Origin of the sequence: Minwuia sp. (assembly GCF_048007105.1) — a bacterium.
Lineage (GTDB): Bacteria > Pseudomonadota > Alphaproteobacteria > Minwuiales > Minwuiaceae > Minwuia.
Genome location: NZ_CP180352.1, coordinates 4,171,068 through 4,185,641 on the forward strand (window position 1 = coordinate 4,171,068; position 14,574 = coordinate 4,185,641).

Below are 14,574 nucleotides of genomic sequence, written 5' to 3' on the forward strand. Positions count from 1 at the left end.
TGTTCGTGCCGCTGGAGGTCATGCACGGGCTGGGCGCTGCCATCTTCGAGGCGGCGGGATCGTCTGCGAAGGAGGCCAGGACGATCATCGAACGGCTGGCCGGCGCCAATCTGAGGGGACATGACAGCCACGGCGTCATCCGTATTCCACGCTACGTGCAGTGGGCCGCCGACGGGCTCCAGGTGCCCAACCAGACCGCGGAGATCCTGAGCGAGCAGCCGGGCTTCGCCATCGTCGACGGCCGCTACGGTTTCGGACAGAGCATCGGCGAACAGGCGGTCGATATCGGCATCGCCAAGGCACGGACACAGGGCGTCGCCATGGTGGCGCTGCGGAACTCGGGGCACCTCGGCCGTATCGGCGACTGGGCCGAACGCGCCGCCGACGCCGGGCTGGTGTCGATGCACATGGTCAATGTCCGGGGCTCGCTTCTGGTCGCGCCGTTCGGCGGCGTCAGCCGCCGCAGCAGCACCAACCCCTTCTGCATCGGCGCGCCCGTGGCTGGCGCCGACCACATCGTGCTCGACTTCGCGACCTCGCTGGTCGCCGAGGGCAAGGCGCTGGTCGCGCTGAAGGGCGGAAAGCCGCTGCCGCCGGGCGCCATCGTCGCGGGCGACGGCACGATCACATCCGATCCGGCGCCGCTCTATGGCGAGACCGGCAACACCATCTATCCGGACCCGTCGCAGGGACCGGGCGCGCTGCGCGCGTTCGGCGACCACAAGGGCTTCGGCATGAACTTCATGATGGAGGTCATGGCCGGCGCGCTGACAGGTTCGGGAACGGCGGGCGCGCTGGGCGAGGATCAGCGGCGTCGCTTCTGCAACGGCATGCTGTCGATCTATATCGATCTGGACGCCATGGGCGGCGCGCCCCGGGAAATGGGCGACAGCTTCGCCGCCGAGGTGCTGGCCTATGTCGATTTCGTGAAGTCGGCGACGCCGGCGGAAGCGGGCGGCGAGGTGCTGGTGCCCGGCGAACCGGAGCGCAGGCTGAAAGCCGAGCGCGAGGCCACGGGACTGCCACTGGCGCCGCAGGCCTGGGCCGACATACTGGCCACCGCCGAGCGAATGAAGATCGATCCGGCCCGGTTCGGCGTATGAACCAAGTGACAGTCCAATAGGAGCACCGGAACCGTGGAAGAACTGGCAGAGACACAGACCTGGCTGATCGAACGCCTGAATGTCGCGATCAACGAGCTCGGAAGCCTGCCATTCTACTACCAGATCGCCTTCATCGCGGCGGCGCTGGTGCTCTCCTGGTTCATCTCCTCGGTCATCCGGAACCGGCTGCCGGTCTTCCGCGATCCGCCGCCGCCGACCGAACGCTTCGACCTGCGCGGCATCGTCTACAATTCGGGCGCGCTGATCTTTCCGGTCGTCTGCCTGATCCTGTTCGGCGCCGCGACCGCCCTGGCGGAAGAATTCCTCGGCGAGTTCTGGCTGGTGAAGATCGCCCAGGGCGTTTCCGTCATTCAGCTTGTCTACCGCTTCGGCACGCATCTGCTCAGCAGCGAGACCGCCCGGTCCCTGATGACCTGGATCGGCCTGCCGATCGCCCTGCTTTACGTCTTCGGCTGGCTGGACGACGTCACGGCCCAGCTCGAGGCCGTCTCCTTCGAGTTCGGCAACATCCACTTCTCCGCCTACACCATCGCCCGGACGCTGATCTTCGGCGCGGTGCTGTTCTGGCTGGGGCGCGTTTCCAACAACACCGGCCAGCGCGTCATCCGCAAGCAGCAGAAGCTCGACGCCTCGACCAAGGAAGTCGTGGCGAAGCTGTTCCAGATCGGCCTGTTCATCCTGATCTTCATCCTGCTGCTGCAGGTGATGGGTATCGACATCACGACGCTGGTCGTCTTCGGCGGCGCCATCGGCGTCGGCCTCGGCTTCGGCCTGCAGCAGATCGCCGCCAATTTCATTTCGGGCATCATCATCCTGCTCGACCGCTCGATCACCATCGAGGACTACATCGAACTGGAGGACGGCCGCGCCGGAAAGCTGCGCGAACTCAACATGCGCTATGCCATCCTCCAGACCTTTGACGGCAAGGACATCATGGTGCCGAACGAGCAGTTCATCACCACCGCCTTCACCAACTGGACCCACCACAACAAGAAGCAGCGCTACTCGCTGAACTTCGACGTCGCCTACGAGACCGATCTGGAGGCGATGTTCCCGATCATCCGCGACATCGTCGCCAGCCACCCGCGTGTGCTGTCTGGCGACGACCTGCCGCTTTCCGAACGGCCCGATGCGGAAATCGAGGCCTTCGCCGACAGCGGCATCACCATCCTGGTCGAGTTCTGGATGGAGGGTATCGACGACGGCGACAACCGCGTTGGCGCCGACCTGCTGATGATGATCTGGACGGCGCTGAAGGAGAACGGCATCAGCATTCCCTTCCCGCAGCGGGAAATCCGACTTCTGGGCAACGATCAGCCGGTCAAGAACGGGGGATGAGTCCACGCCGGGCAATCCTCTGCCTGGCGGTGGGCCAGACGCTGGTCTGGGCCGGCACCTACTACCTCTTCCCGGCTCTGCTGTTGCGCTGGGAGGCCGCGGAAGGCTGGTCCAAGACCACCCTGACCGGCGGCTTCACAGCCGCGCTGATCCTGACGGCCCTCTTCTCGCCTGTGGCCGGCCGCCTCATCGACCGCGGCCTGGGTCCGGTGGCGATGGGCGCGGCGGCGCTGGTCGCCAGCGTCGCCATCGCCTGCCTGCCGCTGGCGCCGGACCTGACCGTCTTCGTCGGGTTGTGGCTGATCGTCGGCGTCTGCATGAGCGCCTGCCTCTACGAGCCCTGCTTCGCCATCATCACCCGGACCCGGGGCGCCGACGCGCGCCGCGCCATCACGCTGGTGACCCTGGTCGCGGGGTTTGCCAGCACCATCAGTTTTCCGCTCAGCCATGCCGTCGCCGAGATCCGTGACTGGCAGGCAGCCGCGGTCCTGTTCGGCGCACTGACGGCCTTCGTCGCGGCGCCCCTGCTCTTCTTCGGCGCCAACAGCCTGGAACGGCGGCACCGGTCCGACGAGGCCGAACGCCGCGCCGCGCCGGACTTTCAGGAGGCCGCGGCCCGGCCGGTGCGCGAGGTGCTGCGCGGCCCGACCTTCATCCTGCTGGCGCTGGCCTTCACCTTCCTGTCGATCAACCACGCCGTGCTGATCAACCACCTGCTGCCGATCATGGACGACCGCGGCATACCAGAGGCTACCGCGATCCTGGTCGCATCGCTGATGGGCCCGATGCAGGTGGCCGGGCGGATCGTAATGATGCTGATCGAGCGCCGCGCCTCGAACCACGCGATCACGAGCTACTGCTTCGGTGCGCTGGTGATCTCGGCGGTCTGCCTGTTCACGGCCTCATGGTGGCCGTTGCTGGTCTTCGGCTTCGTCTTCCTGCAGGGCAGCGGCATCGGCATTTCCAGCATCATGAAGCCGGTGGCCATCCGCGAGCTGCTGGGCCAGGCCAATTTCGGCGCAATCAGCGGGACCATGGCGCTGATGACCATGGCCGGCTTCGCCTTCTCGCCCTTCCTGGGATCGCTGCTCTGGGAGGCCGGCGGCTACGATCTCGCCATCCTGGTGGTGACGGCGATGGCGCTCATCGGCCTCGTCGGCTACTGGACCGCGACGCGGACCGCCAGTTCGCCCTAAAGCCCCTCGAACAGCGCCGTCGAGAGGTAGCGTTCGGCGAAGCTGGGCAGGATCACGACGATGGTCTTGCCCGCGGAAGCCGGCCGCTCGGCCACTTCCAGCGCCGCGGCGACGGCCGCGCCCGACGAGATGCCGACCGGAATGCCTTCCGAGCGGGCCAGCTTGCGGGCAGTCTCGAAGGCGGTCTCGTTGCCGATGGTGATGACCTCGTCGACGACGCCCATGTCCAGATTGTCCGGCTTGAAGCCGGCGCCGATGCCCTGGATCTTGTGCGGACCCGGCTTGCCGCCGGACAGCACCGGGCTGTCCTCCGGCTCCAGCGCGATCATCTTCACGTCGGGATTGCGTTCCTTCAGCACCCGGCCGATGCCGGTGATGGTGCCGCCGGTGCCGACACCCGAGACGACGATATCCACCTTGCCGTCGGTATCGGCCCAGATCTCCTCCGCCGTGGTCTTCACGTGGATCGCCGGATTGGCCGGGTTGGAGAACTGCTGCGGCATCACCGCGTCCGGGTTCTCCGTCATCATCTCGTTGGCGCGGGCGATGGCGCCGTTCATGCCCTTCTCGGGCGGGGTCAGTTCCAGTTCCGCGCCGAGCAGCTTCAGCATCCGGCGGCGCTCCATGGACATGCTCTCCGGCATGACCAGGATCAGCCGATAGCCCTTCGCCGCGGCGACGAAGGCGAGCGCGATGCCGGTATTGCCCGAGGTCGGCTCGATGATGGTCGCGCCAGGCTTCAGCTTGCCGGCCTCTTCCATCGCCTCAATCATCGAGACGCCGATGCGGTCCTTTACCGAGGAGAGCGGATTGAAGAACTCCAGCTTGGCCAGAAGCTGGACGCCGTCGGCCAGGTTCTCGCCCATGCGGTTGATCCGGACCAGCGGCGTCGCGCCGATGGTCTCGGCGATGGTGTCGTAGATGCGGCCGCGCGGCGGCGTGAAACGGTTGTCCTTGCTCATGTCATCCTCCCCCGGACGCGTCGTGCGCCCCTAGATTGTGAAGTCGCGGGTCCTGGCTCCGGCCTTCTCGACGCCGGCGTTCTCCGCCCGCCGGCACAGATCCTCCAGCGTGATCTGGCTCAGCCGCTCCATGATCTCAAGTTGAATCTCGCTCCAGAGCGGCCGCACCACCTCCAGCCCGAGATCGGATCCGGCATCGTCGGCCTCGTCGTCGATAGAGATGACCGAAACGATGTCCGCAACCGAGATGCGGCGGCGTTCCCGGGCCAGCGTGTAGCCGCCACGCGGGCCCCGGACGCCCTTCAGGATTCCGGCCCGGACCAGCTGCTGCATCGCCTGTTCGAGGTAACGCGGCGGGATGTTCTGCCGCGCCGTGATGTCCTTGGACTGCACCGGATCCGGGCGGGCGTTGTAGGCCACGTCGAGAACCGCATCGAGGGCATAGAGGGTCTTCCTCGGCAGGCGCAGCACGTCGCGCGTCATGATTGTCCTCCCGTCGATCCGAACCCGCCCGCACCACGTTCCGATGCCTCCAGCGTCGCCGCCTCGGTCCAGTTGCAGCGGCTGACGGGCGCAATCACGAGCTGAGCGATCCGGTCGCCGTGTCGGACGGTGAAGGGCGCAGCGGAAAGGTTGGCCAGGATCACGCCCACCTCGCCGCGGTAGTCGCTGTCGACCGTACCGGGACTGTTGAGCACAGTGATTCCGTGCTTCGCCGCAAGCCCGGAGCGCGGGCGCACCTGAGCCTCGTAGCCTTCAGGCAGCGCTATCGCGATGCCGGCGGGGATCAAGGCCCGCGCCATCGGCTCGATCTCGATGTCACCGCCGGTGGCTGCACGAAGATCCATGCCCGCGGCGCCCGACGTTTCGTAGGCGGGCAACGGCAGATCGGCGCCGTGGCCGACGCGGGTGATGGCGACGCTGACGCTCATTCCGGCGCCCCCGGCCCGTCATGTCCGAAATACCAGGCGATGCGGTCGGCGAGCCGTTCGGCGACCTCGGTCTTGGCCATGGGCGGCCAGGTCTCGGGCTCACCAGCAGAAATGAGCGTCACCGCATTCCGGTCGCCCCCGAACGTCCCGGTCGCGGGACTGACATCGTTGGCGACGATCCAGTCGCAGCCCTTCTTCTTCCGCTTGGCCGTCGCGTATTCGACGACGTTCTGGGTCTCGGCGGCAAAGCCGATCACAAGTTCCGGGCGGCCGGTCGTGCGCCCGGCAAGGCCTGCCAGGATGTCCGGGTTCTCGGCCAGCGCGAGTTGCGGCAGCGGCTGGCCCTCCTGCTTCTTCAGCTTCTGCCCGGCCGCCTCGGCGCGCCAGTCGGCGACAGCCGCAGCACAAACCGCAATGTCAGCGGGCAGCGCGGCCTCGCATGCGTCGCGCATCTCGACCGCCGTCTCGACATGCACCGTCTCGACGCCCGGCGGATCGGGCAAGGCTGTCGGTCCGCTGACCAGCACGACGTCTGCGCCCAGATCCCCCAGCGCACGTGCGATGGCATGGCCCTGCTTGCCGGAAGAGCGATTGGCGATGTAGCGCACGGGATCGATCGGCTCATGCGTCGGACCGCTGGTGACGATGGCCCGTTTGCCGGCCAGCGGGCCGGACCCGAAATGCCGCCCCAGTGCGTCCACAATCTCCAGCGGCTCCGCCATACGCCCGGGACCGAACTCGCCACAGGCCATCGAGCCCTCGTTCGGCCCGGCAACCAGAACCCCGTCGGCGCGAAGCTGCTTCAGGTTGCGCTGCGTGGCCGGATGCTCCCACATGCGGACATTCATGGCCGGCGCGATCATCACCGGCTTGTCGGTCGCCATCAGAACCGTGGTCGCCAGCTCGTCCGCCATGCCCGCGACCATGCGCGCCATCAGGTTGGCCGTGGCCGGCGCAACGAGAACGATATCGGCCTGACGCGAAAGCTGGATGTGCCCCATTTCCGCCTCGTCGGTCAGGTCGAACAGTTCGGTGTAGACCTTTTCCTCGGCCAGGGCCGAAAGCGACAGGGGCGTGACGAACTCGGCGCCCGCGCGTGTCAGCACGGGGGAGACGCTGGCGCCGCGCTCGCGGAGCCTGCGGATCAGGTCCGGGATCTTGACGGCCGCAATGCCGCCGCCGACCACCAGAAGAACCCGCTTGCCGGAGAGGGCTGCGCCCGATTCCCCAACGCCCATGCCTGCTCGCCTCAAATTCACGACCGAAAGATGTTATTAATCTAGTCTTCCGGACATGGTCCGGCAATCGGCAATTCCTGCGGCGGTTCATACTGTTGCAGCATGTGACCGTCAGCATGTTCCCAGCCGGGCGCGTTGACAGGCAGGGGCGTGAGCCTACAATCGCGCGGTGTGGCCTTGAGCCGCCTCTGGCCGGAAGCCGGGCGGCGCGTAGCGTGAAGAGCCATTGAAGGGGATCACGTCCGGGCCGCACAGGTACCGGACAAGCGAGGGGGTCGTCATGGCGAACACGAATCGCCCGTTGTCACCGCATCTTCAAGTCTACGACATGCTGCAGATCACGGCGTTCATGTCGATTCTGCACCGCATCACCGGCGTGGTTGCGGGCGGCGGGCTGCTGCTGCTGCTGTGGTGGCTTGTAGCGCTGGCAAGCGGGCCGGAATACTACGCCTATGTCATGGGCGTCGCAGGCAGCTGGATCGGACGCCTCGTCCTTCTCGGCTTCACCTGGGCGGTTTTCTATCATCTCTGCAACGGGCTGCGGCACCTCTACTGGGACGCGGGCTGGGGCTTCGAGATCCCGTCCGTCTACCGCACCGGCTGGATGGTCGTGATCGCTTCCGCGGCGCTGACCGTGCTGGCGTGGATCGCCGCATACGCGTTCGGAGGCTGATCCCATGAAACGTTCCACGCTGAATACGCCGCTCAAGAATGTCCGCGGGCTCGGCTCCGCCAAGGACGGCACCGAACACTGGTGGATGCAGCGGGTCACGGCCATCGCGCTCGTGCCCCTGGTCTTCGCCTTCGTCGTTCTGCTGATCCGTCTGACCGGCGCCGACTACCTGACCGCCGCCGGCATCGTCGGCAACCCCATCGTTACCGGTGTGCTGATCCTGCTGATCGTCACCGTATTCTGGCATCTGAAGCTCGGCCTGCAGGTGGTGATCGAGGACTATGTCCACGCCCACGCCTCCAAGCTGTTCCTGATGTTCGCGAACACCTTCGGTTGCTGGATCGGCGGACTGATCTGCATCCTCGCCGTTCTCAAGATCGCCTTTGGAGGGTAATCAGATGTCCGAATCCTATCCTCTGACAGAGCACAAGTTCGACGTGGTCGTGGTCGGCGCCGGCGGCGCGGGCCTGCGGGCGGCCATGGGCTGCGCGGAAGCCGGCCTGAACACCGCCTGCGTGACCAAGGTCTTCCCCACGCGCTCCCACACCGTGGCGGCGCAGGGCGGCATCTCGGCCTCGCTCGGCAACATGGGCCCCGACAACTGGCGCTGGCACATGTACGACACCGTCAAGGGCTCCGACTGGCTCGGCGACCAGGACGCGATCGAGTATCTGGTGCGTGACGCGGTCGACGCGGTGCTGGAACTGGAGCACTTCGGCGTGCCCTTCAGCCGTACCGACGAGGGCAAGATCTACCAGCGCGCCTTCGGCGGCATGACCACCAATTTCGGCGAAGGCCCGGCGGCGCAGCGCACCTGCGCGGCGGCCGACCGTACCGGTCACGCCATGCTGCACACGCTCTATGGCCAGTCGCTGAAGAACGACACACACTTCTTCATCGAATACTTCGCCATCGATCTGATCATGGACGATGACGGGGCCTGCCAGGGCGTGCTGTGCTGGGATCTGTCGGACGGCACCCTGCACCTGTTCCGGGCGCAGATGACCATCCTGGCCACCGGCGGCTACGGACGCGCCTACTTCTCGGCGACATCGGCCCATACCTGCACCGGCGACGGCGGCGGCATGGTGCTGCGCGCCGGCCTGCCGCTGCAGGATCTGGAGTTCGTGCAGTTCCACCCGACCGGCATCTACGGCGCGGGCTGCCTGATCACCGAGGGCGTGCGCGGCGAGGGCGGCTATCTGGTCAACTCCGAGGGCGAGCGATTCATGGAACGCTATGCGCCGTCGGCGAAGGACCTCGCCAGCCGTGACGTCGTCAGCCGTTCCATGACCATGGAAATCCGTGAAGGACGCGGCGTCGGCAAGGACAGCGACCACATCTTCCTGCATCTGGACCATCTGGATCCGGCGATCATCGCCGAACGGCTGCCGGGCATTTCCGAAAGCGCGCGCATCTTCGCGGGCGTGGATGTGAACAAGGAACCGATCCCGGTGCTGCCGACCGTCCACTACAACATGGGCGGCATCCAGACCAACTACCGCGGCGAGGTGCTGACCCTGAAGGACGGCGATCCCGATGCGGTGGTGCCGGGCCTGATGGCCGCCGGCGAGGCCGCCTGCGTGTCGGTCCACGGCGCCAACCGCCTGGGTTCGAACTCGCTGATCGACCTCGTGGTGTTCGGGCGCTCCTGCTCCAAGCACTGCGCCTCGATCCTGGAGGCCGGGGCGACGCTGCCGGAGACCAACAAGGCCTCGCTGGAGAAGGCGCTGGCCCGCTTCGACAAGGTCCGCCATGCCGACGGCGACACGTCGACGGCCGAGATCCGCGACGCGATGCAGCGCACCATGCAGAACAACTGTGCGGTGTTCCGCACCTCAGAGGTCCTGTCCGAAGGCAAGGAACTGATCGATCAGGTCTATTCCAAGATGCCGAACCAGAAGGTCACGGACCGCTCCATGGTCTGGAATTCCGACCTGGTCGAGAGCCTCGAGCTCGACAACCTGATCCGGCAGGCAGTGGTGACCATGCACTCGGCCGAGAACCGGAAGGAAAGCCGCGGCGCCCATGCGCACGAGGACTTCCCCGACCGGGACGACGCCAACTGGATGAAGCACACGCTGTCGTGGATCGACGACGACGGCAAGGTGACCATCGACTACCGGCCGGTGCACACCTACACGCTGTCCAACGAGGTCGAGTACATCGAACCCAAGGCGCGCGTCTACTGACGGCCCGCGAGAGAGGACGAAACCATGGTTGAATTCAATCTGCCGGCCAACTCCAGGCTCAAGCCGACCGGAAAGACCTGGCCCAAGGCCGGTTCGGGAAGCAAGACCCGCAAGTTCAAGGTCTACCGCTACGACCCGGACTCGGGCGAGAATCCGCGGGTCGACACCTATGAGGTCGATCTCGACAGCTGCGGCCCGATGATTCTGGACGCGCTGATCAAGATCAAGAACGAGGTCGATCCGACCCTGACCTTCCGCCGCTCCTGCCGTGAAGGCATCTGCGGTTCCTGCGCGATGAACATCGACGGCACCAACACGCTGGCCTGCACCAAGGGCATCGACGAGGTGCAGGGCGATGTGAAGATCTACCCCCTGCCGCATCTGGAGGTGATCAAGGATCTGGTCGGCGACCTGACCCATTTCTACGCGCAGTACGCTTCCATCGAGCCCTGGATGCAGACCAAGACGCCGGCCCCGCCGGACCGCGAACGTCTGCAGGAGCGCGGTGACCGCGTGAAGATCGACGGCCTGTACGAATGCATCCTGTGCGCCTGCTGCTCCACCTCCTGCCCGAGCTACTGGTGGAACGGCGACCGCTATCTGGGTCCAGCCGTGCTGATGGCGGCCTACCGCTGGGTCATCGACAGCCGCGACGAGGGCACCGGCGACCGGCTGGACAAGCTGGAAGACCCGTTCAAGCTCTACCGCTGCCACACCATCATGAACTGCGCGCGGACCTGCCCGAAGGGACTGAACCCGGGCCGGGCCATCGCGGAGTTGAAGAAGATGATGATCGAGCGGAAGCTCTAGAGCATTCCGGGCGGGGCGGCACCGCCGTCCCGGAGACGTGACTTGAAGAAGGGCTGCGCCATATTTCCGGCGTAGCCCTTTTTCATGTCCGGACGAAAGGAGCGCTGCGATGTTCAACGATACCCGGCTGACCGAACTTCTCGGCACGGAACTGCCCATCATCCAGGCCCCGATGGCCGGCGCGCAGGGATCGGCGATGGCTGCCGCCGCTGCCGAGGCCGGCGGGCTGGGCTCCCTGCCCTGCGCCATGCTGGATACGGCGCGGATGCGCGCCGAGATGGGCGTGATCCGCCAGCGGACGCAGAAGCCCGTCAACATGAACTTCTTCTGCCACACCCCGGCGGCACCGGCGCCCGAGGCCCAGCGGCGCTGGCGGACGGTGCTGAAGCCCTACTACGAGGAGCACGGGCTGGACGCGGACGCCGATACGCCCGCGCCGAACCGCGCCCCCTTCGATACCGTCGCCTGCGAGATCGTGGAAGAACTGCGGCCCCAGGTCGTCAGCTTCCATTTCGGCCTGCCGGAGAAGGCGCTGCTGGACCGCGTGCGTGCAACCGGCGCGAAGATCATCAGTTCGGCGACCACCGCCGCGGAAGCCCGCTGGCTGGCCGAGCGCGGCTGCGACGCGATCATCGCCCAGGGCGCCGAGGCCGGCGGCCATCGCGGCGTCTTCCTGGACATCGACATCAGCCGCCAGCCCGGGACCTTCGCCCTGGTGCCCCAGGTCGTCGATGCGGTCGACGTCCCCGTGATCGCGGCGGGCGGGATCACCGATGCCCGCGGCATCGCCGCCGCCTTCATGCTCGGCGCGGCCGGGGTGCAGATCGGCACGGCGTTCCTGTTCACGCCGGAAGCGACGATCAGCGATCTGCATCGCGCGGCCCTGGACGAGGCCGCCGATGACGGCACCGCGCTGACCAACATTTTCTCCGGCCGTCCCGCGCGGGGGCTGATGAACCGCGTGATGCGGGAACACGGTCCGATGTCGCCGGATGCGCCCCCCTTCCCTACCGCCGGCGGCGCGCTTGTGCCGCTGAAGGCCGCGGCCGAGAAACAAGGCAAGGCGGATTTCTCCTCGCTCTGGGCCGGACAGGCCGCCGCGCTGGGCCGGAAGATGGAAACCGGCGAACTGATGCGGATGCTGGCGGATCAGGCGGCAGCGCTGTTGAAGGCGTAACGGGTTGAAAGCCGCACGGGTTTCAGGGCATTAGCTGCGCGTCACCCATTCTCCGGAAAACCGATCCCCATGAACATGCAGCTTTCGCCCAAGACCGTCGCCTTCCAGGGCGTGCCCGGCGCCTATTCCAACCTGGCCTGCCGGGAGGTCTTTCCGGGTGCCGAGGCCATCGCCTGCCAGACCTTCCAGGCCGCGTTCGAGGCGGTGCGCTCGGGCGCGGCGGATGTCGGCATGATCCCGATCGAGAACACGCTGGGCGGCCGCGTCGCGGGCATCCACTCGCTGCTGCCGAACGCCGGCCTCTACATGATTGGCGAGCACTTCCAGCGGGTCGAGCACATGCTGCTCGCGCCGAAGGGCGCCGAACTGGAGAAGCTGAAGCGGGTCTACAGCCACGAGCAGGCGCTGGCGCAGTGCCAGGACCTGATCCGCAATCTGGGCCTGGAAGCCATCGTCCACGCTGACACCGCCGGGGCGGCGCAGGAGATCGCCGAACGCGGCGATCCGACCGAGGCCGCCATCGCCTCCAGCCTTGCCGCCGAGATCTACGGCCTTGAGCCGATGCGCAGCCGCATCGAGGACAAGATCGGCAACACCACCCGCTTCGTGATCATGGCGCGGCAGCGCATGGACCCGCCGCCGACCGAGGACTCGATCATGAGCCTGCTGTTCCAGGTGCGCAGCGTCCCGGCCTCGCTCTACAAGGCCCTCGGGGGCTTCGCGACCAACGGCGTCAACGTGGTCAAGCTGGAGAGCTACATCGTCGACATGAGCTTCACCGTCGCGCAGTTCTACGCCGAGATCGAAGGGCATCCGGCGACGCGGGAGGTCGACCGCGCCCTGGAGGAAGTCCGCTTCTTCTCAACGAATGTGAAGGAACTGGGCGTCTATCCTGCGCACCCCTTCCGCCGTCACGGATAAGCCCGGTGGCTCACGGCCCGATTGCCGCAGCGGAATTTTCTGGCCTTCGGCCCCGCGCGGGCTTGTGCTAGGCAGCCTGCAAGCAAGCAAGAATTCCGACGAGGTGGGGAAATGGGCCGCTACGACGACGTCTACAATGGCTGGATGGCCGATCCGGAAGCCTTCTGGGCGGAGGCCGCGAAGGCCATCGACTGGTACAAGCCGTACGATCAGGTCTTCGACGACAGCAACGCACCCTTCAACAAGTGGTTTCCCGGCGGCGAGCTGAACACCTGCTACAACTGCCTCGACCGGCACGTCGAGGGAGGCCGCGCCGACCAGCTGGCCATCGTCTACGACAGCCCGATGACCGGTCAGGTTCAGAAGTTCACCTATCGCGAGATGCGGGATCTGGTCGCGAAGTTCGCCGGCGCGCTGAAGGCTCAGGGCGTCGAGAAGGGCGACCGCGTCATCATCTACATGCCGATGATCCCGGAGACCGCCGTGGCCATGCTGGCCTGCGCCCGCATCGGCGCGCCGCACTCCGTGGTCTTCGGCGGCTTCGCCCCCAACGAGCTTGCCACCCGCATCGACGACGCCAGGCCGAAACTGATCGTCACCGCGACCTGCGGACTGGAGCCGGGCCGGGTGATCGAATACATGCCGCTGATCCACAAGGCGATCGACCTGTCGAAGCACAAGCCCGACGGCGTCATCGTCCATCCGCGCGCCGAAGTGCCCGACTGGGAGAGGCGCGACATCGATGTCCTCTGGGCCGACGCGGAGGCCGGCGTCGAGCCTGCCGAGTGCGTGCCTGTGAAGTCGACCGATCCGCTCTACGTGCTCTACACCTCCGGCACGACGGGCCAGCCGAAGGGCGTGGTTCGCGACAATGGCGGCCATGCCGTCGCCCTCGCCTGGACCATGAAGAACCTCTACGACATCGATCCGGGCCAGACCTGGTGGGCGGCGTCCGATGTGGGCTGGGTCGTGGGCCACAGCTATATCGTCTACGCCCCGCTGATGCATGGCGCGACCTCGATCCTGTTCGAGGGCAAGCCGGTCGGGACGCCGGACCCCGGCACCTTCTGGCGGGTGATCGCGGACCACGATGTCGAGGTCATGTTCACCGCGCCGACGGCCTTCCGCGCCATCAAGCAGCAGGACCCTGACGGCACCTTCATTCCGAAGTACGACCTGTCGAAGTTCCGCATCCTGTTCCTGGCCGGCGAACGCGCCGACCCGGCGACGATCCAGTGGGCCGAGGAGCAGTTGAAGGTGCCGGTGATCGATCACTGGTGGCAGACCGAGACCGGCTGGCCGATGGCGATCAATCCGATGGGTATCGAGCCGCTGCCGGTGAAATACGGCAGCCCCACCCGCGCCGTGCCGGGCTACGACATCCGCATTCTGGACGACAATGTGCAGGAAGTGCCGCGCGGACAGATGGGCGCGATCTCGGTGAAGCTGCCGCTGCCGCCGGGCACGCTGCCGACGTTGTGGAACGCCGAGGACCGCTTCAAGCAGGCCTACCTCGCCGACTATCCCGGCTACTACAAGACCGGCGACGCCGGCTACATGGACGAGGACGGCTACCTCTACATCATGTCCCGCACCGACGATGTCATCAACGTGGCGGGGCACCGGCTCTCGACCGGCGCGATGGAGGAAGTGCTGGCCCAGCATCCGGATGTCGCCGAATGCGCCGTCTTCGGCATCGCCGACGATCTGAAGGGGCAGTTGCCGCTCGGCCTCGTGGTGCTGAAGGCCGGGGTCGCCCGCGAGGCGAAGGAGATCGAGAACGAGTGCGTCCAGATGGTCCGCCAGCAGATCGGCGCCGTCGCAGCCTTCCGCCTCGTGACGGCGGTCCAGCGTCTGCCCAAGACCCGCTCGGGCAAGGTGCTGCGCCGGACCATGCAGCAGATCGCCGATGGCGAGGACTTCAAGACGCCCGCGACCATCGACGATCCGGCGATCATCGACGAGATCAAGGTGTCGCTCGGCAATCTCGGCTACCCGAAGGGCTGACGCC

The 14,574-nt window shown here is 66.6% G+C and carries 14 protein-coding genes; 10 read left to right on the plus strand and 4 right to left on the minus strand.

All coding sequences use genetic code 11. The features are described 5' to 3' along the window. The first annotated feature begins 20 nt into the window (after positions 1–20). The 3 genes from ACMVY4_RS20305 to ACMVY4_RS20315 are packed head-to-tail and all read left to right on the plus strand — an operon-like array spanning position 21 to position 3,658. The gene (locus ACMVY4_RS20305) at positions 21–1,103 is read left to right on the plus strand and encodes an Ldh family oxidoreductase (protein WP_416900364.1); all 1,083 of its coding nucleotides are present in this window, start codon (positions 21–23) and stop codon (positions 1,101–1,103) included. 33 nt (positions 1,104–1,136) lie between these two features. After that, positions 1,137–2,462 (plus strand): mechanosensitive ion channel family protein, encoded by a 1,326-nt coding sequence (locus tag ACMVY4_RS20310; protein ID WP_416897766.1) that lies wholly within the window; start codon positions 1,137–1,139, stop codon positions 2,460–2,462. Next, positions 2,459–3,658, plus strand: coding sequence for an MFS transporter (locus ACMVY4_RS20315; RefSeq protein WP_416897767.1), 1,200 nt, complete (start codon positions 2,459–2,461; stop codon positions 3,656–3,658). The genes ACMVY4_RS20310 and ACMVY4_RS20315 overlap by 4 nt, the downstream gene beginning before the upstream one ends. Here the strand turns inward: ACMVY4_RS20315 and cysK are convergent. From cysK to coaBC, 4 genes are read right to left on the minus strand one after another with little or no spacing between them, the layout of a single operon-like run. Then, entirely contained in the window at positions 3,655–4,620 is a 966-nt protein-coding gene (gene cysK / locus ACMVY4_RS20320; RefSeq protein WP_416897768.1) for a cysteine synthase A, read from the minus strand. The genes ACMVY4_RS20315 and cysK overlap by 4 nt on opposite strands. A 30-nt stretch (positions 4,621–4,650) precedes the next feature. After that, entirely contained in the window at positions 4,651–5,091 is a 441-nt protein-coding gene (locus ACMVY4_RS20325) for an RrF2 family transcriptional regulator (RefSeq protein ID WP_416900365.1), read from the minus strand. Positions 5,092–5,099: 8 nt separating this feature from the next. Continuing rightward, positions 5,100–5,552 carry a dUTP diphosphatase gene (dut, locus tag ACMVY4_RS20330; protein ID WP_416897769.1) on the minus strand — a complete coding sequence of 151 codons (453 nt, stop codon included), beginning with the start codon at positions 5,550–5,552 and terminating at the stop codon, positions 5,100–5,102. Next, a complete protein-coding gene (gene coaBC / locus ACMVY4_RS20335) occupies positions 5,549–6,790 on the minus strand; it encodes a bifunctional phosphopantothenoylcysteine decarboxylase/phosphopantothenate--cysteine ligase CoaBC (RefSeq protein ID WP_416897770.1) in 1,242 nt (413 codons plus the stop codon). Before coaBC ends, dut begins: the two co-directional genes overlap by 4 nt. A gap of 280 nt (positions 6,791–7,070) precedes the next feature. Between coaBC and sdhC the strand changes: the two genes are divergently transcribed. The 7 genes from sdhC to ACMVY4_RS20370 all read left to right on the plus strand — a co-directional run bounded on the left by sdhC (position 7,071) and on the right by ACMVY4_RS20370 (position 14,570). Continuing rightward, on the plus strand, positions 7,071–7,463 hold the full coding sequence (gene sdhC / locus ACMVY4_RS20340) for a succinate dehydrogenase, cytochrome b556 subunit (RefSeq protein WP_416897771.1): 393 nt from the start codon (positions 7,071–7,073) through the stop codon (positions 7,461–7,463). A gap of 4 nt (positions 7,464–7,467) precedes the next feature. Then, on the plus strand, positions 7,468–7,857 hold the full coding sequence (sdhD, locus tag ACMVY4_RS20345; protein ID WP_416897772.1) for a succinate dehydrogenase, hydrophobic membrane anchor protein: 390 nt from the start codon (positions 7,468–7,470) through the stop codon (positions 7,855–7,857). A 4-nt stretch (positions 7,858–7,861) separates the two neighbouring features. Continuing rightward, the gene (gene sdhA / locus ACMVY4_RS20350) at positions 7,862–9,655 is read left to right on the plus strand and encodes a succinate dehydrogenase flavoprotein subunit (protein WP_416897773.1); all 1,794 of its coding nucleotides are present in this window, start codon (positions 7,862–7,864) and stop codon (positions 9,653–9,655) included. Positions 9,656–9,679: 24 nt separating this feature from the next. Continuing rightward, entirely contained in the window at positions 9,680–10,465 is a 786-nt protein-coding gene (locus tag ACMVY4_RS20355) for a succinate dehydrogenase iron-sulfur subunit (RefSeq protein ID WP_416897774.1), read from the plus strand. A 109-nt stretch (positions 10,466–10,574) separates the two neighbouring features. Beyond that, positions 10,575–11,642: an NAD(P)H-dependent flavin oxidoreductase gene (locus ACMVY4_RS20360; protein ID WP_416897775.1), complete on the plus strand. Its 1,068-nt coding sequence runs from the start codon at positions 10,575–10,577 to the stop codon at positions 11,640–11,642. Positions 11,643–11,711: 69 nt separating this feature from the next. After that, a complete protein-coding gene (locus tag ACMVY4_RS20365) occupies positions 11,712–12,563 on the plus strand; it encodes a prephenate dehydratase (RefSeq protein ID WP_416897776.1) in 852 nt (283 codons plus the stop codon). Between the two features lie 111 nt (positions 12,564–12,674). Further along, the gene (locus ACMVY4_RS20370; protein ID WP_416897777.1) at positions 12,675–14,570 is read left to right on the plus strand and encodes a propionyl-CoA synthetase; all 1,896 of its coding nucleotides are present in this window, start codon (positions 12,675–12,677) and stop codon (positions 14,568–14,570) included. Positions 14,571–14,574 lie beyond the last annotated feature (4 nt).

What these genes read in the sequence shown, in the direction of transcription:
- ACMVY4_RS20305 (WP_416900364.1), top strand. Translation starts at nt 21, where the DNA reads ATGCACGGGCTGGGCGCTGCCATCTTCGAGGCGGCGGGATCGTCTGCG.
- ACMVY4_RS20315 (WP_416897767.1), top strand. Translation starts at nt 2,459, where the DNA reads ATGAGTCCACGCCGGGCAATCCTCTGCCTGGCGGTGGGCCAGACGCTG.
- cysK (WP_416897768.1), bottom strand. Translation starts at nt 4,620, where the DNA reads ATGAGCAAGGACAACCGTTTCACGCCGCCGCGCGGCCGCATCTACGAC.
- dut (WP_416897769.1), bottom strand. Translation starts at nt 5,552, where the DNA reads ATGAGCGTCAGCGTCGCCATCACCCGCGTCGGCCACGGCGCCGATCTG.
- coaBC (WP_416897770.1), bottom strand. Translation starts at nt 6,790, where the DNA reads ATGGGCGTTGGGGAATCGGGCGCAGCCCTCTCCGGCAAGCGGGTTCTT.
- sdhC (WP_416897771.1), top strand. Translation starts at nt 7,071, where the DNA reads ATGGCGAACACGAATCGCCCGTTGTCACCGCATCTTCAAGTCTACGAC.
- sdhD (WP_416897772.1), top strand. Translation starts at nt 7,468, where the DNA reads ATGAAACGTTCCACGCTGAATACGCCGCTCAAGAATGTCCGCGGGCTC.
- sdhA (WP_416897773.1), top strand. Translation starts at nt 7,862, where the DNA reads ATGTCCGAATCCTATCCTCTGACAGAGCACAAGTTCGACGTGGTCGTG.
- ACMVY4_RS20355 (WP_416897774.1), top strand. Translation starts at nt 9,680, where the DNA reads ATGGTTGAATTCAATCTGCCGGCCAACTCCAGGCTCAAGCCGACCGGA.
- ACMVY4_RS20360 (WP_416897775.1), top strand. Translation starts at nt 10,575, where the DNA reads ATGTTCAACGATACCCGGCTGACCGAACTTCTCGGCACGGAACTGCCC.
- ACMVY4_RS20365 (WP_416897776.1), top strand. Translation starts at nt 11,712, where the DNA reads ATGAACATGCAGCTTTCGCCCAAGACCGTCGCCTTCCAGGGCGTGCCC.
- ACMVY4_RS20370 (WP_416897777.1), top strand. Translation starts at nt 12,675, where the DNA reads ATGGGCCGCTACGACGACGTCTACAATGGCTGGATGGCCGATCCGGAA.